The organism is Amycolatopsis sp. NPDC003861, assembly GCF_053605405.1.
This window is the reverse complement of record NZ_JBSGJD010000008.1, coordinates 45,971-71,738: the sequence shown is the minus strand read 5'-3', so window position 1 is coordinate 71,738 and position 25,768 is coordinate 45,971. Positions and strand designations below refer to the sequence as shown.

Here is a 25,768-nt window from a genome sequence, read left to right as displayed (position 1 = left end):
TTCACGTGGTCCAGAACCCGATTTCGTCGGGTAGTTCCTCGCGCCGCTTGAGGCCGAGCTTGCGGAAGACCCGGGTCAGGTGCTGCTCGACCGTGCTGGGGGTCACGAAGAGCCGCCCGGCGATCTCCCGGTTCGTGTAGCCGATGGCCGCGAGCGAAGCCACCCGGCTTTCGGTGTCGGTCAGTTGTTTGGCGCCCTCGGGCCGTTTCGCCGCGGCGGCCGGTTCCTCGCCGCCCGCCGGCAGCAGTTCCTCGCACAGCGGCTCCGCCTCGCACCGCTTGGCGACGTACCAGCCCCGGCGCATCACCCGGCGCGCCTGCTTGTGCTCGCCGACTTCGTAACAGGCGCCGCTGAGGTCGCGAAGGGCCCGGGCCAGCTCGTACTTGTCCCCTCGCTCCTCGAGGATGTCGACCGCCTCGTTGAGCAGCTGCAGGCGGCGGCGCGGCGAGCTCGTCTCGGCCAGCAGCCGCAGCGACAGCGCCCGCGACCGGTCCCCGTCCGAACCGGGCCGGGCGAGCTGCTCGGTGATCAGCCGCTTGGCCTGATCGCGGTTGCCGAGGGCGAGCCACGCCTCGGCCGCGCTGGTCCGCCACGGCACGAGGCCGCTGCCGTTGAGCCCCCAGGTGTCGATGAGCTCGCCGCAGAGGAGGAAGTCGGCGAGGGCCGCCTGGCGCCGTTCCGTGGCGAGGGAGAACGTCCCGCGCGCGTGCAGGTAGTGCAGCCCGTAGCGGTTCTTCAGGCCGGCCGCCGGAATCGGCTGGCCGACGTACCTGGCCGCTTCGCCGAACTTCCCCATCCGCGTGTACGCGACGATCAGGGCTCCGAGCGGCAGGCCGGCCGCCGTGCCCCACGACGCCGGCGACACCTCGTCGAACGCCTGGGTGGCCAGGCTCACCGCGTCCGGCAGGTCGCCCCGCCGCACCGCGATCTCGGCCTTGCACGCCGAGAACAACGATCGCCACACCGGCAGCCGCGACGGCCCCACCGCACCGAGCAGGTCGTCGCACCAGGAATCCGCGGCGTCGAGCTGTTCGGCGTAGATGAGGGCCAGCACCGCCAGCAGCCCGTCCTCCTCCTGGCCCGTCACCCGGTGGGCGACGTGCAGTTCCCGGAGCACCTCCTCGGCCCGGGGCCTGATCTCCTGGCTCCGGCCCCGGACGAGGACGTCGGCCAGCACGCCCGAGGCCCGGGGCAGGCTGACCGCCCAGGCGGCGGCCGCCCCGCGATCGGCGGGCGGCCGGACCCCGCGCCGGGCGAGCCCCGGGTACGTGCAGGTCAGCCACTGGTCCACGAGGTAGAGCTCGTCGTCGATGCCCGGCGTCTCCCGCAGCCGCGCGAGGAGGTCCTCGGCTTCGCTCACCCGGCCGCGCCACAGCAGCTGCCGCACCACCGAAACCGATTCGGACACCGCCAGGTCACCGGCCCCCGCCGCGTCGATCAGCGCCCCGAGGTGCCGCGCCGCGGTGGCCGGGTCGAGCCGCCATTCGGTCTCGGCGAGCTTGGCTTCGACGGCGGACCGCTCGTGCGGCGCGCACGAGGACAGCGCCCGCTCCAGCAGCTCGGCCGCGGCGCCGGCGTTCCCGGCGATGGAGGCCAGGTCCGCGGCCTCCAGGAGCACGTCCCGGCTCCACGGAGCGTCGACGTCGCCGGCGTTCATCAGGTGGCGCCCCACCGTGACGACGGGCGCGCCCGTGTCGTGCAGCAGCTCGGCCGCCCGGCGGTGCAGGTCCCCGCGCACGCGCGAGGGCAGTTCGTCGAGCACGGACCGCCGGGCCGACTCGTGCCGGAACGAGCCGGCGTGCATCAGGCCCGCCTCGTTGACCGCGCGCAACGCCTGCGTCACCAGTGCCGGCTCGGTGCCGGCGACGCGGGCCAGCTCGGCGTCCGAGACGTCGGCGTCGAGCACGGCCAAGGCGCGGACCGTCGCCAGGAGGATCGGTTCGTTGCGGTACAGGCAGCTCAGGAACGCCCGGCCGTAACCTTCGTCCCGCACCTCGCCGCATTCGGCGTAGTCGTCGATCAAGGCCTGCAGCAGCACCGGGTTCCCGCCGGACACCTTGCCGAAGTCGGTGACGCACCGGTCTTCGAGGGCACCGCCGAACCGCCGCGCCAGGATGTCACCGAGGACTTCGGGCGGCAACGGCTCGACCTCCACCTGCCCGACCTCCGGGCGGTGCAGCAGCTCCGCCCGCAGCGGCGGGTACGACGGCCGCAGGGTCAGGTCGTCGCCCACGACCACCGTGATGGCGCTCTGGTCCACCCGGCGGATCAGCTGGGCGAGGCAGATGGCCGAAGCCAGATCGGCGTGCCGCAGGTCGTCGACCACCACCAGCAGCGGCTCGCGGGCGGCGGCCTCGATCAGCTTGGCGCACAACCGGTCGCCGCGCCGGACGATCGCCGCTTCACCCGTTTCCGGCCCACCGCCGGCTTCCTGCTGCCCGAGGCAGACCGACGGCAGCAGGTCCGCCGGGAACCCGCCCGCCCGGAGCAACTGCGCCATCACCCCGAACGGCAGCTCGCGCTCGGCGTGGGCGCAAGTCGCCGTCAGCACCGAAAAGCCGCGTTCGCCCGCATTCGCCGCTATCTCCCGCAATACCGTGGTCTTGCCGCAGGCCACCGGGCCGGTGACCAGCAAAGTCCCGCCCCGCCCCGTCGAACAACCGGCCAGCAACCGGTCGACAATGCCCGAATCCACCCCTTCCGCGATCAAGCTCACCAGATCAGGCGCATAGGAAGTCATCCCCACCATCTCCACAGCGAGTGGACCGCAGCCCACCTCGAAGATCCGCTCGAAATCCACCGTACTCCACGGAACCCGCCGATCCCACGGAGCAATTCGCCTTTCCGCCCCGGAGCATGTTTCGAAACTCTGACATTCGCCGCCGAAATGTCTCTCAGCGCCGGATACGCGCACCGCACGCCAAAGCCGGAGCCACTCCAGCTCCACCTGGCCGCCGTCGCAGCCGGACGCTCAAACGAGCACCGCCACCCGCGAAGCGCCGCCGGACATTCGTTCGTAACGCCGGTGAAAACTCCGTGCAATCGAGGCCACCATTACCACGATCTCTCCCGACCTGAGTGCGAACACACAAAACCCGGACCCTGTTCGGCGTTCCGGAAAACACCGAACAGGGCCGGGCGAGTACCGAGTTATTGTGCAGGTCACGAAATCTTCACGTCGTCGTGAAGGAAAGAGAGGAATCAGTCCACCGCGACGCCGGCCGTCGTGAATCCTTCACCGGTTGAGCGTCACACGACTCATCCTAGCGAGCAGACGCAAGTATTCGCAAGATTCACCCCTCCGAGTCACACCCGGCCGGCGAACGCCCCGCGGCACAACCGGACCGCCGGCCCCCGCCCGGTCCCGCCGCGGAGGCGGAAAGATCCGCCGCCCAGGCCGGTTCCCACGGATTCGAACAGATTCGACCGAAGCCGATTCCGAAATCCCGGACGGACGCCGTTCCGGGCCGGCCTCCTCGGATCCTGCGTCCGAATGTCGCACGACATTCACCCTCTGGACGTCACCTGCGCGTAAAACCGCCTGCCGCGCAACACTTTCGGCCCAATGGAGTCACTCCGGCCGAGTGCTTCTCCCTCTACCACAACGAGAGCAGGTGCAGCCCGGCACGGGGGTACGAAGGGGCGATTTTCGTGCCCGCCCGCACCCTTCGGCCGCCGACCGGTTTCACGCCTTGGTTCAGGGCTTCGTCCAAGGCTTCGATCGGAAGCCTTCCCGGCCGGGCCGCTTCGTCACGAAGGTTGCTCGGGGACCACCCAGCCGTTGGTCCACGTGATGTGCATCTCCACCGACGAAAACCGCCAGCCCTGCTCGGTGCGCCGCAGCGCCGCCTCGTACCAGCCGCCGGCTTGCGAATGCTTGTCCGGTTGGGCCGCGTCGAAGACGTGGGTCGCGATGACGTGCCACCAGGCCCGCGCTTCGTCGCCGTCCACCTCGATGCGCTGGGTGCCCACCAGGTGGTGCGAGGCCGTCGGCGGTGGCGCGGTGGGCATCGCGGCGATCGCCTCCCGCCCCTCGAACGTGCCGAACGGCAGCCGGAGCGTGGCGTCGTCGGTGAAGGTGCCGGTGAAGGCCACTTGGTCGTGGGTGTCGAGATCGGCGGCGAAGCTGCTGATCAACGCGGTGATGGCCATCCGGTCGGCCAGCCACCGGATCTGCTCGGCGGGTTCCGCGGGTACGTCCACCAGACCTCCTCGGTCGTCCGGGCCCGGTTCGGGCCGTCCGAGCCGGAGCGTACGGCGCGCCCGCGTTCAAGATCCAGTCTCGGATCGCCGGCAGGCCGTCAACTCGGTTCGGCGGACAGGCACAGGATCCGCGAGGATGGAAGCAGCTCGCCCAGCAGGTGGGTGTCGGACGTCCGTAGATCCGGACGCGCCGGCCGGCGGTTCCGGGCAGCCCCGCTCCGAGCCGCGGTCACCCAGGCCCGAGTGCCGTTTTAACGATCGTTTCAGGTTCGCTCGATATCACGGAGGCATCGCCGTCCACGCGAACCCGAAAGGCCGCCATTCATGATCTCCGTGCTCGTGGTGGGCAACCAGCCACTTCAGCGCTTCGGGTTCCGCATGCTGCTGGAAAGTACTCCCGACACCGAGATCGTCGGCGAAGCCGAGACCAGCGCCGAGGCCGTCCGGCGGACCACCGAGCTGCACCCCGACGTGGTGCTGATGGGCATCCGCATGCCGGGCGCGGCCGGGGTCGAGGCCACCCGGCGCCTCGCCGCCGCCGGGAGGCGTTCGCGGATCCTGGTGCTGACGACGTTCGACGTGGACCGGTACGCGCTCGCCGCGCTGCGGGCCGGCGCGAGCGGTTTCCTATTGGAGGACACCCGCCCGGAGGAGCTGCTCGCCGGCATCCGGGCCGTCGCCGCCGGGGACGTGGTGCTCGCCCCGGCGCTGACCCGGCGGCTGCTCGACGCGTTCACCGACCGGCTCGGCGACGACCTCTGCGGGCCCGCGCGGACGGATCCCCGGCTGGACGCCCTGACCGGCCGCGAGCGCGAGATCCTCGTCGCCATCGGCCGCGGCCTCACCAACGGCGAGATCGCGCACCGGTTCACGCTGTCGGAGTCGACGGTGAAGTCCCACGTCGGGCGGGTCCTCGCCAAGATCGGCGCCCGGGACCGGATCCAGGCCGTCATCCTCGCCTACGACCTGAGACTCACCCGGCCGGTGTAGCGCTTCGCCCCGGGTCATGCGGTGACGACCTGCCCGTCGACGACCCGCACCGGCACCCTGGTCAGGGGTCTTGTCGCCGGCCCGCCGGTGACCTGGCCGCCGCCGTCGAAAGTCGAGCCGTGGCACGGACAGCGGAAGCCGGAGCCGGCGGGCGTGACGGGGCAGCCCTGGTGGGTGCAGGTGGCGAGGAAGGCCAGGAAGGTGTCGGTCGAGGGGCGCACCAGATAGGCGGCGGACCCGCTCGGGGTGGTGAAGCTCGTCGACGAACCGACCGCGACGGCCGCGACCGCGGCGATCACCGTCCCGGAGGTCGTTCCCGGGTCTGCCGGCCGGCTGGGTTCCGGGGTGGTCGTGATGCGGCGGTCGAAGGCGATGAGAACGCCGCCGAGGGCAGCGGCCGTCGCGGTGACCAGGCCACCCCAGAGCAGAATGCGCCGCTCGGCGTCGTCCGGGGTCGAGTTCGGCGGGCGGCGACGGTGTATCGCGGCGCGCAGGCGGGCCGTCGTGGAGAACAGGCCCGCGTCACCGGCCACCAGCAGCGGGGTCCAGGCGGCCATGAAAACGATGTCGGCGCCGAAGTAGTACGGGCGGGTCGTCCAGCTCACGGTGAGGAAGAAGCTCAGCGCGAGGAGAAACCCGCCGGCCGCGGCGACGCGGGTGAACAGCCCGAGCAGCGTCCCCAGCCCCACAGCGACCTCGCCGAGGGCGATGGCGAGGCCGCTGACGGTCGGGTGTTCGGCCGCGAACGACACCAGCGGGCCGATCGGGGAGGTCGTCGCGGCGTGCAGCATCTGCGCGTGGACGCCGAGGGGTGAGGTGTGGTCCAGGTACTGGGTGTCGAGGAGCTTGGAGAGACCCGCGTAGAGGAATGTGCCACCGAGAAAGACGCGTAGCGGCAAGAATGCCCAGATCGTTCTCCGTGGTGGTGCATCGGCCCGTGGCGTTTTTTCGCCGAGGGAAGGCTCGGAGGACAAGAGGAGTCACCTTTCGTTTTGCGGGTGCCCGGCGCACATTCCGCCACGTCCGACGCTGCGTCAGGACTTGCGGGGCGAGACCGTCATGATGCCGGTGCACATCTCGTCGCTGGTGCCGTCGCCCCACACCACGTAGCGCGGCGGCAGCTTGCTCAGCTGCGGCAGCCGTTTGCGCAGGCTCGCGTCGTGCGTGCACGTCACCCGCAGCGTGTCCCCGGGACCGATGTCCACCGGCGACGGCAGTTTCACCAGCCGCTGGTTGTCGAAGTCGAACTGCGGCACGTCCAGCACGACCTTGGCCTTCGGCGTGCCGGGGTCGAGTTCGACCTTGATGGCCCGCCCGAGCAGGTGCATGTGGCCGAAACCGGCGAACAGCGTCATCGGCGCCTCCACCTTGTGGTCGCAGGTCTGGGTGTCACCGGGCTTCGGTGCGCTCTGGCCGCACTCCGCCACCTGACGGTCCGCCGACTCGCCGACGTCCGGCCCGAACCGCTTCGTCACGTCCGCGATCGAGGCCGCCCGGTCACAGAGCGGGCCCGACTCCTCGGCGGTGCACGGCAGGTCGGTCGGCGCGTCGAGCGCCAAGGTGTCGAATTCGCGAGTCTGCGGCGTGCCGTCCGTGAGCCGCAGCCGCACCGCCGAGCGGTCCGACCCGGCCGGCTTGCCGTCGCTCGCGAGCAGGTTGTAGTGCATCTGGAGGACGATCAGGGTTCCCGGCTCCAGCTTGAAGCCGGCGTCCTCGGTGAACAGCGTCTCCGCGGCGCCCGGCGCCCAGGTGTCCACCCAGGACGCTTCCCCCTCTTCCACTTCGGCGCCGGCCACGCCGGTCCCGCCGAAACACTGCCAGCCGGGGCCGGGGGTCTTCGCGTCCTGCGCGCGCACCGCGGCCGCGCCGCCCGGCGGCACCGCGTACACGATGGCGTGGTGCGCGAGAGCGACGTTCTCCGGCGTGACCTGGGTGCCGGTCAGGAACGCCGTCTTGGTCAGGCCCGGATCGATCACCTGGCACCGGTACTCGTCCGTGCCGCCGCCCTCCGGCGGCGCGGGCGTGTAGGACTCGCTCATCTTCAGTTCGGCGAACCGCTCGCCGGCGCGCAGCGGCTGCGGCGGAGCCGACGCCCCGCCCGCGTGCGCGCTGTGCGGGCCGACCGGGGTGGGCGCCGCGCTGGTGCCGGTGCCCGCGCCGCAGGCGACGACAGCGAACGTCGTCGCCAGGGCCGTGGCGGCCGCCCCGAGCCTCCACAGTGGACCATCAGGTTTCGTCATACCTGAACGCTAGGCCCGATTCCGGCCCGTTTCATCGTACTGCGGTCGGCATTCTCAGGAGGGAGGTGGTACCACGGTACTGCGCTGCTTCGGATCCGGCGGAACGCCGAGGCGCGCGGCCGGAAGGCCGACCCTGAGCAGCGCGCCACCGCGTGCGGACCGGGCGATGGTGACCCGGCCGCCGTGGGCGTCGACGACCCGCTGCACGATCGACAGCCCCAGGCCGGATCCCGGCAACGCCCGGGCGCTGTCGGCGCGGTAGAACCGGTCGAACACCCGGGGCACGTCGGCGGCGTCGATGCCCGGCCCGGCGTCGTCGACCTCGAGCACCGCCGACGCGCCCTCGGCACGGAGCCGGACCTGGACCGGCTGGCCAGCGGGAGACCACTTGCCGGCGTTGTCGACGAGGTTGAGCACCGCCCGTTGCAGGCCGGCCGGACGCCCGCTCACCCACACGGTGGTCACGTCGAGCGCGACCTCGATGTCGGGCACCCGAGACCGCGCCCGGGCCACGGCGGCCACCACCACGTCGGCGAGGTCGAGCACCTCGGTGCTCTCGTCGCTGACGTCACCGCGCGCCAGGTCGGTCAACTCGGCGGCCAGGGTGCTCAGCTCGGCCACCTGGGCGCCGACGTCGGTGAGCAGCCGGGTCCGGCTCTCCGGCGGCAGTGCGGTGTCCAGGGTGCCGCGGCGATCGAGCCGGATCAGCAGCTCGACGTTGAGGCGCAGGCTGGTGAGCGGGGTCTTGAGCTCGTGGGCGGCGTCCTCGGCGAGCAGTCGCTGGGCGCGACGGGATTCTCGGAGCGCGGCGAGCATGTCGTTGATCGACCGGATCAGCCGCCGGATCTCCCCGCCGCCCTCGTCCGGGATGTCGGCGTCGAGGTCCCGGGTGTGCGCGACCCGGACGGCGGCGGCGGTCAGCCGGTCGATCGGGGCCAGCCCGGTGCGCGCCACGGTCCGCCCGACGAGGGCACCGCCGGCCACGCAGAGCAGCCCGATCAGCAGCATGCCCCACCCGAACCGGTTGTTCTGGCTGCCATCGGCGACGCGGGCCGCCTGGACCGCGCCGCCGCCCGCCCGCAGCGTGTAGACGAGGTAGCCGTCGTCGTCGCTGCCGTTCGATTCCATCAGGTCGGCCGACGCGCCCTGCGCCACGCGCCACGCGGGCTCGCTGACGGCGGGCAGCGCGGGCTGGCCGGCCGGCGTCCGGGTCGAGCCGTCGGGCAGGATCACCCGCATCAGCCCCCCGGAGCCGGGATACGGCGGTAGCGGGACCTGCGCCAGACCGGCGTGCTCGGCGTTCGCCGCCAGGACGCGGGTGTCGGCGCGCAGCTGGTTCCGGGCGGTGTCCTGCAGCTCCCGGTCCAGCAGCTCGATGGCCACTTGGAAGGCCGCGAACACGCTGAGCGCGATGGCCGTCGCCGCGATCACCGTCAGCCTGGTCCGCAGGGACCGCCGTCGCCACCACCGGCTCAGCCGGGCGGCCCGGATCACGGAGGAGTCTCCCGCAAGGTGTACCCCAGGCCGCGCAGGGTGTAGATCAACCGCGGCTCCCCCTCGGCCTCCAGCTTGCGGCGCAGGTAGCTCACGTAAACCTGCAAGTTGTTGGCGGTGGCGCTCATGTCGAAGCCCCAGATCGCCTCGAACAGCGCGGCGCGGGTCAGCACCCGGGTCGCGTTGCGCACGAGGACGTGCAGCAACGAGAACTCGGTCCGGGTCAGGCGAAGCGGCCGCTCGCCCCGCCACGCCTCGAACCGGTCGGGATCGACCCGGACGTCGGCAAAGGTCAGAATCGCCGACTCGTCGTCACCCGGCACGCAGCGGCGCAGCAGGGCCCGCACCCGCGCCAGCAACTCCTCGGTGGCGAAGGGCTTGGGAAGGTAGTCGTCGGCGCCCGCATCCAACCCCGCAACCCGGTCGACGACCTGATCCCGCGCGGTCAGCATCAGCACCGGCAGATCCCGCCCCACTGCCCGCAACCGCCGGCAGGTCTCCAGCCCGCCGAGCCGGGGCATCATCACGTCGAGGATCAGCAGATCCGGCGCATCATCATCGACCCCATCGAGCACGGCAAGACCATTGGCGACGGCCCTGGTGTCGTAACCCTCGACCTGGAGCACCCGCTCCAGCGACTCCCGGATGGCCGCCTCGTCATCCGCGATCATGATCCGCACGCCGGCCCGCCTCTTCCCGTCGATGCCTTGCCGCTCACTCTCCCCGATCAACCTGAAAGCAGGATTAAAGGATCGACGTATAGGCCGTTATACGGCAGGCAGGCACCAGGCGGTCCAGCTCTCATACCTCCGCGACACGTCAGGCCAAGGCGACCGAGCCGGCTCCAGTGCCAGGCCGCCCGCGCATCGGCTGTCGCGGGCTGCCGTGGTCACTGCGCGGTCGGGACGGTCCACTTCTGGTTCTGGCCGCCGCTGCAGGTGCCCAGCCGCACGGCTGTCCCGTTGGCGGTCGAGCCGGCCGCGACCTCGATGCAGAGCCCTGACTGCGTCCCGGTCACGGTGCCGTCCGCGTTGGTCCGCCACTTCTGGTTGGCCCCGCCGTGGCACGCCCAGATGATCACCGCCGTGCCCGGGGTGGTGGCGCCGCCCTCGGCGTCGAGGCAGCGCAGCGTGTCGCCGGAGTAGACCGTCAGCTCGGCCGCGGCGGTGGCGGTCCACGTCTGGTTCGTCCCGCTGTTGCAGTCCCACACCTGCAACCGGGTGCCCTGCGTCGTCGAGCGGGCCGGCACGTCGAGGCACCTCCCCGCGGCGACCGAGCGCACCGGGCCGCTGCGGGTTCCGGTGCTGCCGCCGCTGTCGAGGCCGAGGAAGGAGATCGCGTACGCGAGCATCCCGGCCTGCGGCAGGGTGTGGCCGGTGCCCGCGACGACGATGCCTTCCACGGGAGCGTGGTTGCCGGTGTCGCCGTAGCGGCTGCGCGTCCAGGACGACTGCGGGCGGTCGGTGGCCGACGGCGTCTGGTTCAGCCCGTGGAGGGCCGTCCACTGCTTGATCTCTTCGCCGTAGTTCGGGTAGGCCAGCGTCGTGTCCTGATTGCCGTGCCACAGCTGCATCCGGGGATAGGCACCGGTGTAACCGGGGTACATGGCGTGCGCCTGATCGGCCCACTGCTGGGCGGACTTGACGACGTTCCCGCCGGCGCACTGGCTGTTCCACAACGAGCCGTCCGTGGTCGCGAAGCACCCCGCGGGCACGCCGGAGAACGCGGCGCCGGCGGAGAACACGTCCGGGTATTCGGCGGCGAGGACGTTCGTCATCATGGCCCCCGAGGAGAAGCCGCTGACGACGATGCGGCCCGGGTCCACGTTGTAGCGCTGCCGGGCCCACGCGACCATCGACATGATCCCGGTGGAGTCGCTGCCGCCGTTGCGGGTCAGGCCCGCCTTCGTGGAGACGTCGAAGCAGTGCCCGTCCCGGGTGGCCTCCGGCACCACGACGACGTAGCCGTACCGGTCGGCCGCCGTCGCGTAGTCGTGCCCGTTGCCGTTGAAGATCGCGCCCGCCGAACCACTGCAATAGTGGACCAGCACGAGCAGCGCCGGCTTCGCCGCCAGCGAGTCGGGCGCGTACACGTACATGCCGAGATTGGTGGGATTGGCGCCGAAGTCGGTGACCCTGGTCAAGGTGGCGGCCGAGGCGGAACCGGCGGTGAGGAACGCCCCCACGACGGTCAGCGGCAACAGCAGAACCACCGCCAGCAAACCGCGGATCACCCGTTTCATCGCATTCCTCCGCCCTCGCCGCCAGATCCACCGGCCGACAGGAATGCCACGATAAGAGCGGTCGCCCGGCAGGTCAACGATCATGCGATCGGAGGTGAAAGTTACTTGCCCCGAACGATTTCACCCGTGGTCCTCAGCCGGAGAAATCGTCGATACCGGCAACGAAAATTTCGAGCCGGCCCTTCTCCGGGGCCTCATCGAAATGTGGCGGGCGCCGTTGTCCCGGGCGAGGGCGGCCCCGGGTCGCTCGAACCCGGGGCGCCTCCTCCGGTCACCAGCCGACGGCGACCACCAGCCACTGCGGGTCCCCGTGCGAGACGAACGAAGACTGAGCGGCCACGTCGTCGTACGGGAAGCCGTAGGCGAGGTGGTTGATGCCGTGGTCGTGCCAGAACTTCGCGTAGTAGTTCGCCGGCGCCGCCTGGTAGTACCGCGACGGGTCCTGCCACTGCGACTGCGGCAGGTGGGCGGTGTGCCGGTTCAGCGCCGCGCACATGTCCGGGTTGCCGGCCAGCGATCCGGCGCAGCCGGTGATGTTCGACGTCGGCTCGTTGACCCCCACCGACTGGGCGTAGGAGGTGAAGTAGTTCGCGTACTTGCCGCCGGTGCGGAAGTCCGGGGCGCTGCCCGGCGCCGGGATGCGGTACGGCGCGTTCACCGTCGCCAGGCCCTTGAACTCCGTCGGCACCTCGGCCTGGAACTTGGCGAAGGTGGCCGAGCGGTCCTCCTGGAACGTCGGGTAGTCGTCGCCGACCTGCACGTCGTAGCCGTCGTGCGCGTGCAGCCGCATGGCCAGCTTCAACGCGAACGCGTCCACCCGGGTGGTGTTGCCGTTGAACACGTCCGGGCCGACGGTGAACTCGATGAAGTCGGCGTACTGGCCGTTCGGCGTGCCCAGGTAGAAGTACATCCGCCCGGCCGAGTTGGCCGGCATGTCAAGGTAGGGCTGCTCGGCGATCGAGTGGGTCTGGCCGCCGAAGTTCCAGTACACCTGGCTGTCCGGGTACTTGCCGTTCGTCCGGTTGAGCACCTTGACCGTGAGCACGTTCCGCGCGGCCGGGATGCTGCCGGTGTCGCCCCAGAAGGAGTCGGGCGGAACGCCTGCCCCGGGCTGCGTGGTCCCGCCGCCGGTGCCGATGACCTGGAACTCCCACAGCGAGACGCCGTAGGGGGTGGCCCGCGCGGTCGCGTACAACCGCACGTACCGCCCGGATCCGGTCACGTTCAGCGTCTGCGTGCCGCCGGTGCCCACGGTCGTCTGGTACACAGTGGACCAGCTGGATCCGTTGTCGGACAGCTGGATCTGGTACGCCGTCGCGTAGGCGGCCTCCCAGCGCAGCACGACCTGGCTGACGGTCGCGGCACCGCCGAGGTCGATCTGGATCCACTGTGGATCGCTGAACTGCGACGACCAGCGGGTGCCGGTGTTCCCGTCGACCGCGGCGGCCGCGGGGGTGCCGGCGTTCTCCACCGACGACGCGGTGGCGGTTTTCCCTTGGGAAATCACCGTGTCGGCGGCGCTCGCCGCCGGGACGGCGAGGCCGAGGGCGGCCACCGCGAGGGCGGCGGCGAGGATCGCCGAGCGGGTGCCGAGGCGACGGCGCCGCGGCAGGACGGTTCTGGACATGGTTCCTCCTGGCGGGGCAAGCGGCGGACCCGCCGCCGGTCAGGCGACGACGTGGTCCGGCTCGTCCTGAGCGCCGGGCGGATGCCCTGGTGGGCCGGCGGGAACGATCGTCAAGAAGGTTCATACCACCGCACCCGGCTTGTCAACCCTTGACAGATCCGCACCGCGCGGCGATCCTCGGAACCGGTTCCACCGCGAAGCGATGGATCACCGGCGGGGCGCCACCTCGCCGACCGCGACGAGGAGCCGCCGGAGCTCGCGCCGGCCCCGCTCGCCGAGATTGGCCAGGACCCGGTCCTCCGCCTCGGCCACCTCGGGCTCCAGACGTGCCAGCACGGCCGCGCCCGCACGCGTCAGCGTGGCGGGCAGCGACCGCCCGGCCGGCACCGTGGCGGGCCGCGTCACCAGGCCGCGCTCCTGCAGCTCGCGAACCACCTTGTTCATCGCCTGCGGCGACACCTGGGCCTCGCGGGCCAGCTGGGCGTTGGACTTCGGCGACCGCGACAGCATCCGCAGGCAGAAGTACTCCGGCGCCGCCAGCTCCGACGGCTCGAGCACGGTGGCGGCCACCTCGGCGCGCAAAGCCGACGTCACCCGGTGCAGCAGGTACCCGAGCGGCTCGTCGCGGACGTCTTCCATGTCAACCATGTTGACATATATCAACCTGGTTGACACTCTGGGAGCATGACGAGCTCACCCCGTGACGCGTTGTTCGAATCCGCCTATCGGCGCCAGGCGCCCGAAATGGGGCCGGGCCTGCGCCCGCCGTGGAGCCTCGGCGAGCCGCAGCCCGAGATCGCCGCGCTCATCAACGCGGGCGCCTGCCACGGCGAGGTCCTCGACGCCGGCTGCGGCGAGGGCGCGACGTCGCTCCACCTCGCCGAGCGGGGCTTCACGACGATCGGCTTGGACCTGTCGCCGACCGCGATCGAGCTGGCGCGCGCGGAAGCCGCCCGGCGCGGTCTGGCCAACGCCGGCTTCGCGGTCGCGGACATCAGCGCGTTCACCGGCTACGACGGTCGTTTCGGCACCGTCGTCGACAGCACGTTGTTCCACTCGATGCCGGTCGAGGCGCGCCGGGGGTACCAGGAATCGATCGTGCGCGCCGCGGCGCCCGGCGCGTCCTACTTCGTGCTCGTGTTCGACAGTGCGACCGTGCCCTCGGACAAGGTCAACCCGGTCTCGCCGGACGAGCTGCGGGAGGTGGTGGGCGCCTACTGGGCGATCGACGAGATCCGGCCGGCCCGCATCCACGCCGTCGTCCCCGAAGACTTCCCGAACTTTTCGGCCTTCGCCGGCAGCGACGTCCGAGACGAGGGCAACGGCCGCAAGTCGGCACCGGCCTGGCTGTTGTCGGCGCACTTGCCCCGGCCGTGACGCCGTGCCGGGCCCCGTCTACCTCGCCACCAGCGCCAAGACCACGAACATGAAGGTCGGCGGCTTCATCAACATCCGGGCCGCGAACACGATGAAGTTCTACCAGTCGATGAACGCGGTGCCCACGACGTGGCCGCTGCAGAGCCTGCACATGCGCCAGCAGTGGTTCACCATCACCGCCGTCGACACCGGGAACCACACCGTTTCCCTCGACAAGCCCCTCGAGTACGACGTCCCGGTCGATTCCACTTCGGACGGTTCCGCGCCGATCGTCGACCCGGTCGTCGGGGTCGGCTTCGAGGACTTCTCCTTCGGCCAGGTCACGCCGCCCGGCGTGACACCGGCGCAGGCCAAGGACAACTACGGCAACCTCGCGCCGAGCCTGGCCATGCACGGCATCGTGTTCAAGTGGGCCGCCAACTCCTGGGTCCGCAACACGCACGCGACGATGACCGGCTCGCACCCGATCGTCACCGCCCGCGCAACGTCTTCTTCCACAACACGATGACCAAGCAGTTCACCGCGGGCGCGGCGTACACGCCGTACTACGCCGACCACACGAAGATCTAACAGTTCGGCTGGGACGGCTCGGCGTTCCACCACCTGGACGTGGGCGGCAAACCGATCACGGATTGGGCCCACAACGAACAACGCGACTACACCCACGGACACGGGCGTCGACTACACGAAGACCAGCGCGGCGAAGTCCCTGTTCCTGAAGAACATCGGCTGAGGGAACTGCGCCTCGCCGTCCACCGGAGGGCGGCGAGGTGCCGCTCAGCCGTTTCCGGGTTCTTCGGCACGTTCGTGGTTGCGTTGCTGCCGCTCCCGCTCGCGCCGGCTGTAGGTGGCCCGGCGGACGCGTTCCTCGTCCTCGACACTGGAGCCCAACGCCCCGGCGACGATGCCGACCGAGGTGGCCAGCCACACCAGCTTCAGATACGACGCCGGCCCGGCCGGATGCCCGAGGGTCTGCCCGAAATAGGTCCCCTCGATCAGCACGATCGACGCCACCAGCGCCAACCCGAACAGGATCGCGTACATGCACGCGACCCCGATCGACAACGTCAGCGCGGTCGAAGCGTTGTACAGCAGCGCCTTCCGCCGGTCCACGTGCCCGGACGGCGAATCCCACAGGTGATTGTGCACCATCAGCCAGCCCGCCATGACCACGATCGCCAGCACCGTGATCCCGGCCAGCCGCACCGCGGGCAACGCCTCGGCCAGCTTCCAGAACGACGTGGTGATGATGCCGTACGCCGCGGTCCCGGCCGCGGCCGCGGTCGCCCCGGCCAGGGTGGGCACCAGCCGCCACGGGCGGTTGTCGCGGATCATTCCCGCCAGCAGCCGCACCCGCCCGCGCACCCCCGCCAGCGCCAGGTGCTCGTCGGCGGCGCCGCGGCCCTCGATGTGCCGCGTCGGCGCCACCAGCTCCCGCAGCCGGTCGAGCGTCCGCGGGGGCGGATCGGCCGCCTTCGTCGAGCGGTGTGCCACCAGGTGCCGGACCAGGTGGACGATCAGCCGGCGCGCCCGGTGCCGCAGGCGCACGGCACCGAGCGCCGGCAGCGACACCATCGCCACCCCGTGGCCGGCGTTGTAGTCCGACGCGATCGGGACCGTCCCCGCCCGCCGCGGGAGGTCCGTGATCAGCACCAGCAGATCCCAGCCGTGCTTCTCCCGGCGCTCCTCCGCCAGCGCCAGCATCGGGATGTCACCCTCCTCGTCCAGCGGAAGGGCCTGCGTCTCGTGCTCGACGCGCCAAGACGTCTCTTCACCGAGGTCACGGGCCAGGCGGGCGGGCAGCCCGTCCGCGATTTTCCAGGCGAGCTGCCCGGGCAACCCCTCATCGGTCAGCAGCCCCACCACCAGGGCCTCTCGCTGGGCGTTCATCCTCGAACCCTTCCTCGATCCGCGAGGTCGGCTCTCCGGGTGCCCGGCTCGATCTCCGGCAAACGGAATAGCGCGGGTGCGCCGCACGTCTGTACCTCCGCACGTCCACCGGCGACGCCGGCCCGATCGAGGAGAACCATGCCGGCACCGCCCGACCCGATCTCGGCCCCGGTGGAGATCGTCGCGCTGCTGGTCTCCCCCGCACACGCCTTCGAAGGCCGTCCCGCGGACGGCCCGCGGCCCGACCCGGAACCCGTCGAGCGCGACGAGGTGACCGTGCGCGCCGGGCTCGGGCTCGTCGGTGACCGGTACTTCAACCAGCCCGCCCACCGCCGGGCCGCCGTCACCCTCTTCGCCGCCGAGTCACTCGACACGCTGGCCCACGACCTCGGTCTCGCCGCGGTGCCGGACCTGCACCTGCCGCGCCGCAACATCGTCGTGCGCGGATTTCCCGTCGACGAGCTGGCCGCGCCGCGGGGCGGAAGCGGAGCCGTCTTCGGCCTGGACTCCGGAGCGGGCGAGGTCCGGTTCCAGGCTTACCGCCCGGCCCACCCGTGCGCCTGGATGGACGTGGTCCTGGCCCCCGGCGCGTTCCGCGGCCTCCGCGGACACGGCGGCGTGCGCTGCACCCCGCTCGGTGACGGAATCCTGCGGCTCGGCCCCGCGACCCTGACCGTGGTGCGCGGCTGACCCGGCTCTCACGGCGATGCGTGCGGTCGCGGACGGGTTCCGGCAGGCACCGGCTCCGTCAGGACGGCGACGCCGTCGGGGCCGGGATGAACGAAGGGGCGGAATCCGGGATCTCCGGCTCGGCCGGGTTCTCCGGCTCGGCCTCGCCGCCGAACCGGGTCCGCAGTTCCTCGACGCCGCCGGCGATCTGGCTCAGCTGGGTCAGCACCGCCTCGTGGGCCGCCCGGATGGCCGCGGCTTCCTCTTCCGCGCGGGAAACGATGAGCTCCGCGTCTCGCTGCGCGGCCCGCTCGGTTTCGGCGCGGGCGATTTCCGCCTCGGCCGCCGTCTTCTCCGCCGCCGACAGCAGTTTTTCCCTCTCTTCGTGAGCCTGTTTCTTGATTTCGGCAGCCTCGGATTTCGCGACCTGGAGGATCTTTTCGATCCGTTTGCCCAGCCCCGCGGCCGCCTCCGCTTCCGGGTCACGGGGCGCCGGCACCTGGGCTTTGGCCAGCCGGCGCTCCGCGACCCGCCGCGCTTTTTCGTGGCGGTCCACCCGTTTCTCGGCGACCCGCACGTACTCGTCCACCTGCCGACGGTCGTATCCCCGCAGGACGATCGGGAATCGGACGTCGGACTCCGGCAACGTGGCGGTTTCGGAATCCGTGTTCTCCATGCCTCGAGTGTCGGCACGATCACGACGGCGGGCAACCCAGAACCACCCGTCCGCTCACCACGCGACACACTTTCAGGGAAACCGGCCGCCACCGATGTTTCCGGTGACGCGCAAAGGCAACGGGCAGCATTCACCCGAAAGCGGCCGATCGAGCCGCGTCCTCCGCCCCAGGGTGTCCCGCGTCACACGACCAAGTTAGTCATAATCTATGACTATCATGTAGTTTGACTACATCCGGATCGGAGACTGAGGAGCTGACGATGTCGGTCATCGAACTGACCACCTTCACCGTGACACCGGAGAACACCGAGGCGATGCTGGCCGCGCGCCCGGGGATGGTGGCGGCGTTCCGGGAGGACCGGCGCGGCTTCCTCGCCGCCCGGTTGGTCCGCCTCGACGAGCGGACATGGCTGGACTTCGTCGAGTGGACCGACGACGCCGCGTGGGACGAGTCGAAGGCCAAAGGCGCCAACCGGCCGGCCATCGCAGCCTTCTTCGGGACGATCGCCACACTGGTGAGCGCCGAGCGCGGCGTCCGCTACGACGACGCCGAAGACGGCTCCCGCAAGGTCCGCACCGTCGCCTACGGCCCCGAGCCGTCGCAGGTCGGTGAGCTGTACCTGCCCGAGGGCGAGGGTCCGTTCCCCGTGGTCGCCCTCGTGCACGGCGGTTACTGGACCGCCATGTGGGACCGCCGGCAGATCACCGACGTCGCCGACGACCTCGTCGCCCGGGGGTGTGCCGTGTGGAACGTCGAGTACCGCCGGATCGGCGAGCCGGGCGGCGGCTGGCCGGGCACCTTCCTCGACGTCGCCGCCGCGATCGACGCCCTCGACGGCATGGACTCGGCGCTCGACACCGGCCGCGTCGTGCTGCTCGGCCACTCCGCGGGCGGACACCTGGCGACGTGGGCCGCCCACCGCGGCGCGCTCCCGCCGGAGGCGCCCGGCGCGCACCCGAAGATCACGCCGGCCGGCGTGGTCGAGCTGGCCGGCGCGCTCGACCTCGCGGCGGCCGACGCGGCCGGCTTCGGGAAGATCCTCGCCGACCCCGGCGCCGAACCGCCGAAGGACGCGCCCGAGCCCGCCCGGCCCGAAGCGTGGGCGGGAGTCGCGGAGGCCGTCGGCGACGGGATCCTGCCCCTGCTGGTGGGCGGGCGCCTCGCCGCCGTCCCCGAGCACTACGCCTGGACGTCCCCCGTGGAGCTGGCCGGCGCCGGCGTCCCGGTCCTCGCCGTGCACGGCACCGCCGACGAAGCCGTTCCCGCCGAGTGGAGCCGCCGCTACGTCGAGAAGGTCGTCGCCGAGGGCGGCAAAGCTCGCTACATCGAGGTGGACGGCGGCACCCACTTCGACGTCGTGCAGCCCGGCCACCCCGTCTGGCGGGAAGTCGCCGGCTGGATCCACGACACCGTCACCGGACCGGTGCAGGCGTGAACCACGAGGAGATCTTCGAACAGGCGTGGGCGGCGCCGGGCACGACACCGGTGGAACTGCCGCCGGTGTCGGTCAACGACGTGCTGCACGAGCGCTACGACGTGCGGCCGCCGTTCGACTACACCGGCGCGCAGCTGTGGGACATGGAGGTCCGCAAGGCCGCGGCGCCGGACAAGTACCTCCCGACGGTCGTGAAAGCCGGCAGCGCCGAGAAGTTCCCGAGCGTGCGCCACGGCCGGTTCGAGGACTTCACCCGCGTGTCCGAGCAGCGGCTGTGGGCCGACCCTTCGCGGTTCGCGACGATCATCGAGCACGTGCGCCTCGACCACGAGCACCGCCGCGCGTTCTTCATCGGCGCCGGACGCTTCGAAGCCCCGGACGGCCGGGTTTTCACCGCCGGCGCCGGGCAACCCCTGTTCCACGTCGAGCACTCGGTCGCCGGCGCGGAGGACGCCCCGCTCAACCTCTGGCGCATCGTGCACCTGACCAGCGCACCGGACCAGTCCCTGGTGGCCGCGTTCGACGAGCTGGCGAACGAGCGCTCCCTGCGGGTGTTCATCGAAGTCCACCTGCGGGAGGACCTGGGACGCGAACTCGAACGGCGAAGCTGATCGTTAAGCTGTCGGCGGCGAGCAGCGACGAGGAGCGGCGGATGGTCACCCGGGCGGAACGCAACGCGACGAATCCCGACCTGGGCGTCCTCGCGGGCCGCCTGCTGTTCGCCGTGCAGCGCGAGCTGTTCTCGACCCTGGCCGAGCGGGGCTTCGCCGACCTGAAGCCCCGCCACGGCGCGGTGCTGGCCTACCTCGACCCGGACGGGGTGCGAGCGACCGACCTGTCCAGGCTTTCGGGCCAGCACAAGCAGAACATCGGCATCCTCGTCGACGAGCTGGAGTCGCTCGGCTACGTCGAGCGGCGTCCCGACCCGCACGACCGCCGGGCGAAGCTCGTCCGCCCCACCGAACGCGGGCTCGCCCAGATGCGCACCGCGGACGCGATCATGGCGGAAATCCAGCACCGGCACGCCGAACGCCTCGGCGACGAGGAGTACGCGCGGTTCAAGCGCCGGCTCATCGACATCACCGAGCACCAGCGCGCCCACAACGCCTCCCGCGGCGAGGCGTTCTGACCGCTTGCCGATGCCGTGACCGGCCCGCCCGGCAGCACGCCGTCGAGGTCGGCCGCGGTGCCGGCGCCGGCTCAGACCAGGGGCTCCCCACCGTCGACGGCGAGCGAAACCCCCGTCAGGAAGGCGCTTCCCAGCGCGAACACGACCGCTTCGGCGATCTCCTCCGGACGTCCGATGCGCCGCGCCGGGCTGGTGGCCGCGCAGGCTGCGAACAGCTCCGCCTTCTTCCGCTCGCCGAGGCCGTCGTAGGCGCCGGTGTCGATCGTGCCCGGGGAGATGGCGTTGACCCGCCGCGGCGCCAGCTCCACCGCCAGGCCGCGGACCAGCGCGTCCACCGCCGCGTTCGTGGCACCGACGGCCAGCATGCCCGGGGCGGGCTTCCGTGCGGACGAACCCGAGAAGAAGACGAACGAGCCGTCCTCGGGCAGGCGTGGCGCGAAGTGTTTCGCCAGCAGCAGCGGGCCCAGCACCTTCACGTCGAACGACCTGAGCACGACGTCGTGCGCGAGTTCCGCCAGTGCACCGCGGGCCCGGGCCGACGCGGTCGACACGACGTGGTCGACCCGGCCGAGCTCCTCGGCCAACGCCGCGACGGAAGCCTCGTCGGTCAGGTCGACGTACGCGGTCTCGATGCCCGGGTCGTCGTACGTCCCGGCCAGTGCCGCTCGGTCCCTCCCGGCCACCACGACCTGCGCTCCGGCCGCCCGCAACGCTGACGTCACCGCCCGGGCGATGCCGCCGCCGCGGCCGACGACGAGGACTTTGCGGCCTTCCAGCGAAGCCATCTCAGTTCCCTTCCGGGACGCGCGAGCGAAGCTCGCCGGGGTCGAGGCCGCGGTCGATGCCGTGCGGGGTGACCGTCTGGCCCGGTTCGAGGGCGAGTCTGCGGCCGTCGAGGGTCACCTCGACGAGGTCGGGCTCGAACGACACGAACCCGGACACGCGCTCGACCTCGGGCCACGCCTCGGGGTACGACCAGGCCGCGCGCCGGCCGGCGCCGATGTCGAAGTAGCCGGCCAGCCCCTTGTACGGGCAGAACGTCTCGCCCTCGACCGGCGTCAGCGCCGTCAGGTCGATGTCCTCGCGCGGCACGTACCAGCGCGGCGCGAACCCCGACTCGTACAGCACGACCGGGCGCCTCGTTTCGGCGACGACGCGGTCGCCATCGCGCACGACGAGGTGCCGTGAGGTCTGCCGGATGTCGATGCGGTGGTACGGGTCGGCCGCGTGCCCGACGATCCGCTCGTCCTCCTCGTAGAAGGCGTCCATCGCCCGCCAGGCGAAGGCGACGCGGTCGCGCAGGACGTCCGCGTGGCCGGGGAGGCCCGTGTACCTCCAGGCCGCGCGCGGCGCCGCCTGGCCGCCCGCCCGCACCGTGAACCACTCGGCCGGGCCGAGCTCGCGGTGGTCCGTCGTCCGGTTCTCGGCCGCCAGCACGTCTTCACGGACGTCGGCGACCGGGAAGTACGCGACCGGGTAGCGCCCGGGTTCGTGCAGCAGGACGACGTCCTCGCTGTCGGCCACCCAGTCGCCGCCGAACCGCACGCGCATCCGCCGCCGCAGCGGCTCGGCGAACAGCAGGCGCTCGGGCAATGGCTGCTCGACCAGGAAGTGGCCCACCGCCCGGGTGGCCAGCGGTCCTTGCTGCCAAGCCAATCCCATGACCTTCTCCTAACCCTTATAAAGCTATTTGATGGTTAGACATGGAAGCAGCGGGTACTGTAACCTGTCAAGCATGGGTTTGGAGGTTAGGTTGACGACGACCGACGAGACGCTGCTGCTCGACCTGCTCAACACCACCCCGGTCCGGGACGGCCGGGCCGAGGACGACCTCGCCGACCCCCAGGCGGGCCGGGCGTGGCTGGCCGGCCACGGGCAGCCGGCCACCGACGACGAGCTCCGCGCCCTGCTCGAAGTGCGCCCGGCGCTGCAGGCCGTCGTGCGCGGCGCTGCCTCCCCCGCTGTCGCCGCGCGGTTCGTCGACGGCGCGAACTACCGGGCCGCATTCGGCGACGACGGCGTCGAGTGGGTCCTCGACGTCCCGGCCGGCCGGTCCGCCGCCGCACGGGCCGTGCTGGCCTGGGACGCGCTCGCGAAGTCGAGCCCCGGCCGGCTGCGCCCGTGCGCCAACCCCGAATGCCGGCTGTTCCTGATCGACCACAGCAAACCCAACAGCGCCCGCTGGTGTTCGATGGCCGTGTGCGGCAACCGCATGAAGGCCCGGCGGCACTACCAGCGCACCCGGACCTCGGCCGGCTGAAGGAGACGACCACCATGGCCCGCTTGGTGTCACTGAACGTCGGACTGCCCCGGGACGTGCCCTGGCAGGGGCGGACCGTCCACACGGGAATCTTCAAGTACCCGGTCGAAGGCCGCCGCATGGTCCGCCGGCTCAACGTCGACGGCGACGGCCAGGGCGACCTGGGCGGCCACGGCGGCGAGAACCGCGCGGTGCTCGTCTACCAGCGCCAGTCCTACGAACACTGGCGGCGGTTCCTCGGCCGTGACGACCTCGAAGACGGCCAGTTCGGCGAGAACTTCACCGTCGACGGCCTGCCCGACGACGAAGTGCACATCGGCGACCGGTACCGCATCGGCGAGGCCGAATTCGAGGTCACCCAGCCGCGCGTCACGTGCTTCCGCGTCGGGATGCGCCTCGGCGAGCCCCGGATGCCGTCGCTGCTGGTGGCGCACCGCCGGCCCGGCTTCTACCTGCGGGTCATCACCGAAGGCCACGTCCAGGCCGGCGACGAGATCGTCCGCACCCGGACCGGACGGCACGAACTGAGCGTCGCGGCCGTCGACGCCCTGCTCTACCTGCCCGGCCGTGACCGGGACCTGCTGCGCAAGGCCGTCGACGTCCCGGCGCTCAGTCCCGGCTGGCGGGGATCGTTCCGGGACCTGCTGGCGGAGGAACCCCCGGCACCCCGCGGCTGGAGCGGGTTCCGGCCCCTGCGCGTCACCCGCGTGGTGCCCGAGAGCACGACCGTGGTCTCCTTCCACCTGGCCGCCGAGGACGGCGCGCCACTCCCCCGGCCCGAGCCGGGCCAGTACCTGACCCTGCGCGTCCCCGGCGCCGCCGACCCGGCGCCGGTCCGCAGCTACTCGCTGTCGGCAACGCCGTCGGAGCGCGAGTACCGCATCAGCGTCAAACGGGACGGAGTCGTCAGCAGCTACCTCCACGCGCAGCTGGCCGCCGGCGCCGTGGTGGCCGTCGCGGCCCCCCGCGGCGACTTCGTGCTGGCCGACGAGGACCGTCCCGTGGTCCTCCTTTCCGCGGGCATCGGCGTGACCCCGGTCCTGGCCATGCTGCACACCCTCGCCGCGAACCGGACTCCGCGGGAGGTCTGGTGGCTGCACACCACCCGGACCGCCGCCGAGCACGCGTTCGCCGCCGAAGCACACGCCTTGCTGGCCGGCCTCCCGCACGGCCACGAGCGCATCCACTACACCGCCGAACGCGGCCGGCTGACCCGCGAAACGCTGGCGGAGCTGCCGGTCGACGGCACCGTCTACCTGTGCGGACCGGACGCCTTCATGACGACCGTGCGGGAATCCCTGATCTCCTCGGGTTTCGACCCGGGACGTGTCCACAGTGAACTGTTCGGCGGTGTGTCCGCGATCAACCCCGGCCTCACCGGCGTCGTCCGCAAGACGCCGCATCCCCCGGCCGGCGCCGCCGGATCGGGCCCCGCGATCACGTTCGCGCGGAGCGGGTTCACGGTGCCGTGGAGCGACCGCTACCCCAGCCTGCTCGAGTTCGCCGAAGCGTGCGACGTCCCGACGCGCTGGTCGTGCCGCACCGGCGTCTGCCACACCTGCGTGACACCGGTGCTTTCCGGCCGGGTGCGCTACGACACCGAACCGCTCGAACCGCCGGCGCCGGACGAAGCACTCGTCTGCTGCGCCCAGCCGCAGGACGACGTCGTCCTGGACCTGTGAGGACCGAATCGAGGACGGCAGCTGTCCGCATCCGGTGGCAAGGTGGGCACCCTCACCCCGACGACCGACGGAGCACCCCGATGAGCCGACACGTCCAGGTCACCTTCGACGCCCACGATCCGCGAGCGCTTTCGGCGTTCTGGCGCGAGGTGCTGGGCTACGTCCACCCCGCACCACCCGGCGTCGAGCTGCCCGAAGGCGCCGACCCCTTCGCCGCGTGGGACGAGTTCCTCGAGCGGGTCGGGGTGCCGGAAGAGCAGCGCACCAGCAGCTCCGCTGTCGAAGACCCCGACGCGCAGGGGCCACGCCTGTTCTTCCAGCGGGTGCCGGAGGGCAAGACCGCGAAGAACCGGGTCCACCTCGACGTCCGGGCCGCGCCCGGCCTGCAGGGCGACGAGCGGATGGCGGCCCTCGAAGCGGAGTGCGCACGGCTGGTCGCCCTCGGGGCGACCCGGGTCCACCGCAGCGAACCCGCGCCGCCGCTCAGCGCCGGGTTCATCGTGCTGACCGACCCCGAAGGCAACGAGTTCTGCTTGGACTGAGCGTGTCAGCGGCCGTGTCAGCGCAGTGGCCGTCCGGTGTCAGGACGGGAGGCGACCGTGGTTCTCGTGATCAGGTCATCGATCGCCCTCGCCACCACCGGACGCGCCACCGCCAGCGGGACGCCCGACACTTCGGAGAACACGATGCAGAAGCTCGACACCGCCGCCGTCGAGGCCCGGCCCGAACTGCAGCAGGCCGTCCAGGCGTTCGTCGACGCGGGATTCGCCGGGGCGCGGGTCCGCGTGCACGACGAACACGGCGACTGGACCGGGGGCGCCGGGGTCGGCGAGCTGGGCGGCACCGCCGAGCCGCCGGCGAACGGGCCGGCCTGGGCGGGCAGCGTCACCAAGACCTTCACCGCGACCCTGGTGCTGCAGCTGGTGGCCGAGGGCCGGATCGGGCTGGACGACCCGGTGGCCGGGCACCTGCCCGAGCTCGGGCTGGACGCGCGGATCACGGTGCGGATGCTGCTGCAGCACACCAGCGGGCTGTACAACTACACCGGCGAGCTCGGCACCGACGGCGCGTTCGAGATGGGGCTGCCGTCCGTCGGCAAACCGTGGGTGGACAACCGGTTCCACACCTACCACCCCGAGGAGCTCGTGCGGTTCGCGCTGGCCCGGCCGGCGCGGTTCGCGCCGGGGACCGACCAGAGCTACTCCAACACGAACTACACGGTGGCCCTCCTGCTGATCGAGAAGGTCACCGGCCGCTCCTACGCCGAGCAGGCGCAGCAGCGGATCCTGGAGCCGCTCGGCCTGTCGGGCACCGTGGTGTCGGCGACGTCGCCGCAGCTGCCCGGGCCGCACGCCCACGGCTACTACCGCTACCAGGACGCCGGCGAGTGGAAGGTGGTCGACGTCAGCCGCCAGAACCCGTCACTGCTGGCCGGCGCCGGCCACCTCGTCTCGACGGCCGAGGACCTCGGCACCTTCATCTCGGCGCTCCTGGGCGGCCGGCTCCTGCCCGCCGCGCTGCTGGCCGAAATGCTGACGCCGCAGGGCAAACTCGGGCTCGGCCTGGGCCTCTGGGTGCAGGACCTCGGCCACGGCACCATCGTCCACCACAACGGCAGCGCGCCGGGCGGCTACGGAGCGCTGATGATCAGCACACCCGACGGCAGCAGGACCCTGACCGCCACCCTGACCACCGGGGAAAGCGACCCGGCCGGCGTGTTCCCCGCGGCGCTGGGCGGGCTCATCGGCGCGGTGTTCGGCTGAGCTGCCGGCCCGCGGGCCGGCCGACCGGGCTGCCGCGGCGCGGGAGCCTTGCCCGGCGTCCTCCACCGCCCGCACACTGTCGTCGTCGCT

24 protein-coding genes are annotated in these 25,768 nt (G+C 71.7%); 11 read left to right on the top strand and 13 right to left on the bottom strand.

The window, feature by feature from the left end; all coding sequences use genetic code 11:
* Position 1: 1 nt before the first annotated feature.
* Together ACWEVN_RS04255 and ACWEVN_RS04250 are read right to left on the bottom strand one after the other, a co-directional pair.
* Positions 2–2,740, bottom strand: coding sequence for an AAA family ATPase (locus tag ACWEVN_RS04255; protein WP_452050217.1), 2,739 nt, complete (start codon positions 2,738–2,740; stop codon positions 2–4).
* A gap of 1,010 nt (positions 2,741–3,750) precedes the next feature.
* Positions 3,751–4,203, bottom strand: coding sequence for a nuclear transport factor 2 family protein (locus tag ACWEVN_RS04250; protein WP_452050216.1), 453 nt, complete (start codon positions 4,201–4,203; stop codon positions 3,751–3,753).
* A 324-nt stretch (positions 4,204–4,527) separates the two neighbouring features.
* Between ACWEVN_RS04250 and ACWEVN_RS04245 the strand changes: the two genes are divergently transcribed.
* Entirely contained in the window at positions 4,528–5,193 is a 666-nt protein-coding gene (locus ACWEVN_RS04245) for a response regulator (protein WP_452050215.1), read from the top strand.
* A 14-nt stretch (positions 5,194–5,207) separates the two neighbouring features.
* Here the strand turns inward: ACWEVN_RS04245 and ACWEVN_RS04240 are convergent, their stop codons facing one another.
* From ACWEVN_RS04240 to ACWEVN_RS04210, 7 genes are all read right to left on the bottom strand, one after another.
* Positions 5,208–6,092 (bottom strand): Rieske 2Fe-2S domain-containing protein, encoded by an 885-nt coding sequence (locus ACWEVN_RS04240; RefSeq protein WP_452050214.1) that lies wholly within the window; start codon positions 6,090–6,092, stop codon positions 5,208–5,210.
* Positions 6,093–6,227: 135 nt separating this feature from the next.
* Positions 6,228–7,433 carry a monooxygenase gene (locus tag ACWEVN_RS04235; protein WP_452050213.1) on the bottom strand — a complete coding sequence of 402 codons (1,206 nt, stop codon included), beginning with the start codon at positions 7,431–7,433 and terminating at the stop codon, positions 6,228–6,230.
* A 54-nt stretch (positions 7,434–7,487) separates the two neighbouring features.
* A complete protein-coding gene (locus ACWEVN_RS04230) occupies positions 7,488–8,927 on the bottom strand; it encodes a HAMP domain-containing sensor histidine kinase (RefSeq protein ID WP_452050212.1) in 1,440 nt (479 codons plus the stop codon).
* Positions 8,924–9,607 carry a response regulator transcription factor gene (locus ACWEVN_RS04225; protein WP_452050211.1) on the bottom strand — a complete coding sequence of 228 codons (684 nt, stop codon included), beginning with the start codon at positions 9,605–9,607 and terminating at the stop codon, positions 8,924–8,926. Before ACWEVN_RS04225 ends, ACWEVN_RS04230 begins: the two co-directional genes overlap by 4 nt.
* A 209-nt stretch (positions 9,608–9,816) precedes the next feature.
* Positions 9,817–11,169 (bottom strand): extracellular catalytic domain type 1 short-chain-length polyhydroxyalkanoate depolymerase, encoded by a 1,353-nt coding sequence (locus ACWEVN_RS04220; RefSeq protein WP_452050210.1) that lies wholly within the window; start codon positions 11,167–11,169, stop codon positions 9,817–9,819.
* A gap of 271 nt (positions 11,170–11,440) precedes the next feature.
* Positions 11,441–12,796 (bottom strand): beta-1,3-glucanase family protein, encoded by a 1,356-nt coding sequence (locus tag ACWEVN_RS04215; protein WP_452050209.1) that lies wholly within the window; start codon positions 12,794–12,796, stop codon positions 11,441–11,443.
* Positions 12,797–13,003: 207 nt separating this feature from the next.
* Positions 13,004–13,435: a MarR family transcriptional regulator gene (locus tag ACWEVN_RS04210; RefSeq protein WP_452050208.1), complete on the bottom strand. Its 432-nt coding sequence runs from the start codon at positions 13,433–13,435 to the stop codon at positions 13,004–13,006.
* Between the two features lie 45 nt (positions 13,436–13,480).
* Between ACWEVN_RS04210 and ACWEVN_RS04205 the strand changes: the two genes are divergently transcribed.
* Both ACWEVN_RS04205 and ACWEVN_RS04200 read left to right on the top strand, forming a co-directional pair.
* On the top strand, positions 13,481–14,173 hold the full coding sequence (locus ACWEVN_RS04205; RefSeq protein ID WP_452050207.1) for a class I SAM-dependent methyltransferase: 693 nt from the start codon (positions 13,481–13,483) through the stop codon (positions 14,171–14,173).
* Between the two features lie 4 nt (positions 14,174–14,177).
* Positions 14,178–14,681, top strand: a complete 504-nt coding sequence (locus ACWEVN_RS04200; RefSeq protein ID WP_452050206.1) for a hypothetical protein — start codon at positions 14,178–14,180, stop codon at positions 14,679–14,681.
* A gap of 269 nt (positions 14,682–14,950) precedes the next feature.
* Here the strand turns inward: ACWEVN_RS04200 and ACWEVN_RS04195 are convergent, their stop codons facing one another.
* Complete coding sequence (locus ACWEVN_RS04195; RefSeq protein ID WP_452050205.1) at positions 14,951–16,063, bottom strand: hypothetical protein; 1,113 nt, start codon at positions 16,061–16,063, stop codon at positions 14,951–14,953.
* Between the two features lie 138 nt (positions 16,064–16,201).
* On the opposite strand from ACWEVN_RS04195, the gene ACWEVN_RS04190 reads away from it, so the two are divergent.
* Positions 16,202–16,753: a molybdenum cofactor biosysynthesis protein gene (locus tag ACWEVN_RS04190; RefSeq protein ID WP_452050204.1), complete on the top strand. Its 552-nt coding sequence runs from the start codon at positions 16,202–16,204 to the stop codon at positions 16,751–16,753.
* Positions 16,754–16,811: 58 nt separating this feature from the next.
* On the opposite strand, the gene ACWEVN_RS04185 is transcribed toward ACWEVN_RS04190, so the two are convergent.
* Positions 16,812–17,408, bottom strand: coding sequence for a hypothetical protein (locus ACWEVN_RS04185; RefSeq protein WP_452050203.1), 597 nt, complete (start codon positions 17,406–17,408; stop codon positions 16,812–16,814).
* A gap of 260 nt (positions 17,409–17,668) precedes the next feature.
* Between ACWEVN_RS04185 and ACWEVN_RS04180 the strand changes: the two genes are divergently transcribed.
* Genes ACWEVN_RS04180 through ACWEVN_RS04170 form a run of 3 tightly spaced genes read left to right on the top strand, consistent with a single transcriptional unit; the run spans position 17,669 to position 19,973 of the window.
* Positions 17,669–18,844, top strand: a complete 1,176-nt coding sequence (locus tag ACWEVN_RS04180; protein ID WP_452050202.1) for an alpha/beta hydrolase — start codon at positions 17,669–17,671, stop codon at positions 18,842–18,844.
* Positions 18,841–19,455: a hypothetical protein gene (locus tag ACWEVN_RS04175; RefSeq protein ID WP_452050201.1), complete on the top strand. Its 615-nt coding sequence runs from the start codon at positions 18,841–18,843 to the stop codon at positions 19,453–19,455. The genes ACWEVN_RS04180 and ACWEVN_RS04175 overlap by 4 nt, the downstream gene beginning before the upstream one ends.
* A gap of 41 nt (positions 19,456–19,496) precedes the next feature.
* The gene (locus ACWEVN_RS04170; RefSeq protein ID WP_452050200.1) at positions 19,497–19,973 is read left to right on the top strand and encodes a MarR family winged helix-turn-helix transcriptional regulator; all 477 of its coding nucleotides are present in this window, start codon (positions 19,497–19,499) and stop codon (positions 19,971–19,973) included.
* A gap of 71 nt (positions 19,974–20,044) precedes the next feature.
* Here ACWEVN_RS04170 and ACWEVN_RS04165 read toward each other — a convergent pair whose 3' ends face one another.
* A complete protein-coding gene (locus tag ACWEVN_RS04165; protein WP_452050199.1) occupies positions 20,045–20,758 on the bottom strand; it encodes an SDR family oxidoreductase in 714 nt (237 codons plus the stop codon).
* Between the two features lies 1 nt (position 20,759).
* Positions 20,760–21,635 (bottom strand): DUF427 domain-containing protein, encoded by an 876-nt coding sequence (locus ACWEVN_RS04160; RefSeq protein ID WP_452050198.1) that lies wholly within the window; start codon positions 21,633–21,635, stop codon positions 20,760–20,762.
* A gap of 73 nt (positions 21,636–21,708) precedes the next feature.
* Between ACWEVN_RS04160 and ACWEVN_RS04155 the strand changes: the two genes are divergently transcribed.
* The 4 genes from ACWEVN_RS04155 (at position 21,709) to ACWEVN_RS04140 (ending at position 25,678) form a co-directional block, all read left to right on the top strand.
* The gene (locus ACWEVN_RS04155) at positions 21,709–22,233 is read left to right on the top strand and encodes a CGNR zinc finger domain-containing protein (RefSeq protein WP_452050197.1); all 525 of its coding nucleotides are present in this window, start codon (positions 21,709–21,711) and stop codon (positions 22,231–22,233) included.
* A gap of 14 nt (positions 22,234–22,247) precedes the next feature.
* Positions 22,248–23,915 (top strand): MOSC domain-containing protein, encoded by a 1,668-nt coding sequence (locus tag ACWEVN_RS04150; RefSeq protein WP_452050196.1) that lies wholly within the window; start codon positions 22,248–22,250, stop codon positions 23,913–23,915.
* A gap of 80 nt (positions 23,916–23,995) precedes the next feature.
* Positions 23,996–24,457: a VOC family protein gene (locus ACWEVN_RS04145; RefSeq protein WP_452050195.1), complete on the top strand. Its 462-nt coding sequence runs from the start codon at positions 23,996–23,998 to the stop codon at positions 24,455–24,457.
* A gap of 66 nt (positions 24,458–24,523) precedes the next feature.
* Entirely contained in the window at positions 24,524–25,678 is a 1,155-nt protein-coding gene (locus tag ACWEVN_RS04140) for a serine hydrolase domain-containing protein (RefSeq protein WP_452050194.1), read from the top strand.
* Positions 25,679–25,768 lie beyond the last annotated feature (90 nt).

Excerpts from the sequence above, each read along its gene's own strand:
- ACWEVN_RS04255 (WP_452050217.1), bottom strand. The coding sequence starts at position 2,740 with ATGACTTCCTATGCGCCTGATCTGGTGAGCTTGATCGCGGAAGGGGTG.
- ACWEVN_RS04245 (WP_452050215.1), top strand. The coding sequence starts at position 4,528 with ATGATCTCCGTGCTCGTGGTGGGCAACCAGCCACTTCAGCGCTTCGGG.
- ACWEVN_RS04235 (WP_452050213.1), bottom strand. The coding sequence starts at position 7,433 with ATGACGAAACCTGATGGTCCACTGTGGAGGCTCGGGGCGGCCGCCACG.
- ACWEVN_RS04220 (WP_452050210.1), bottom strand. The coding sequence starts at position 11,169 with ATGAAACGGGTGATCCGCGGTTTGCTGGCGGTGGTTCTGCTGTTGCCG.
- ACWEVN_RS04215 (WP_452050209.1), bottom strand. The coding sequence starts at position 12,796 with ATGTCCAGAACCGTCCTGCCGCGGCGCCGTCGCCTCGGCACCCGCTCG.
- ACWEVN_RS04210 (WP_452050208.1), bottom strand. The coding sequence starts at position 13,435 with ATGGAAGACGTCCGCGACGAGCCGCTCGGGTACCTGCTGCACCGGGTG.
- ACWEVN_RS04205 (WP_452050207.1), top strand. The coding sequence starts at position 13,481 with ATGACGAGCTCACCCCGTGACGCGTTGTTCGAATCCGCCTATCGGCGC.
- ACWEVN_RS04195 (WP_452050205.1), bottom strand. The coding sequence starts at position 16,063 with ATGAACGCCCAGCGAGAGGCCCTGGTGGTGGGGCTGCTGACCGATGAG.
- ACWEVN_RS04190 (WP_452050204.1), top strand. The coding sequence starts at position 16,202 with ATGCCGGCACCGCCCGACCCGATCTCGGCCCCGGTGGAGATCGTCGCG.
- ACWEVN_RS04185 (WP_452050203.1), bottom strand. The coding sequence starts at position 17,408 with ATGGAGAACACGGATTCCGAAACCGCCACGTTGCCGGAGTCCGACGTC.
- ACWEVN_RS04180 (WP_452050202.1), top strand. The coding sequence starts at position 17,669 with ATGTCGGTCATCGAACTGACCACCTTCACCGTGACACCGGAGAACACC.
- ACWEVN_RS04170 (WP_452050200.1), top strand. The coding sequence starts at position 19,497 with ATGGTCACCCGGGCGGAACGCAACGCGACGAATCCCGACCTGGGCGTC.
- ACWEVN_RS04165 (WP_452050199.1), bottom strand. The coding sequence starts at position 20,758 with ATGGCTTCGCTGGAAGGCCGCAAAGTCCTCGTCGTCGGCCGCGGCGGC.
- ACWEVN_RS04160 (WP_452050198.1), bottom strand. The coding sequence starts at position 21,635 with ATGGGATTGGCTTGGCAGCAAGGACCGCTGGCCACCCGGGCGGTGGGC.
- ACWEVN_RS04155 (WP_452050197.1), top strand. The coding sequence starts at position 21,709 with ATGGGTTTGGAGGTTAGGTTGACGACGACCGACGAGACGCTGCTGCTC.
- ACWEVN_RS04150 (WP_452050196.1), top strand. The coding sequence starts at position 22,248 with ATGGCCCGCTTGGTGTCACTGAACGTCGGACTGCCCCGGGACGTGCCC.
- ACWEVN_RS04145 (WP_452050195.1), top strand. The coding sequence starts at position 23,996 with ATGAGCCGACACGTCCAGGTCACCTTCGACGCCCACGATCCGCGAGCG.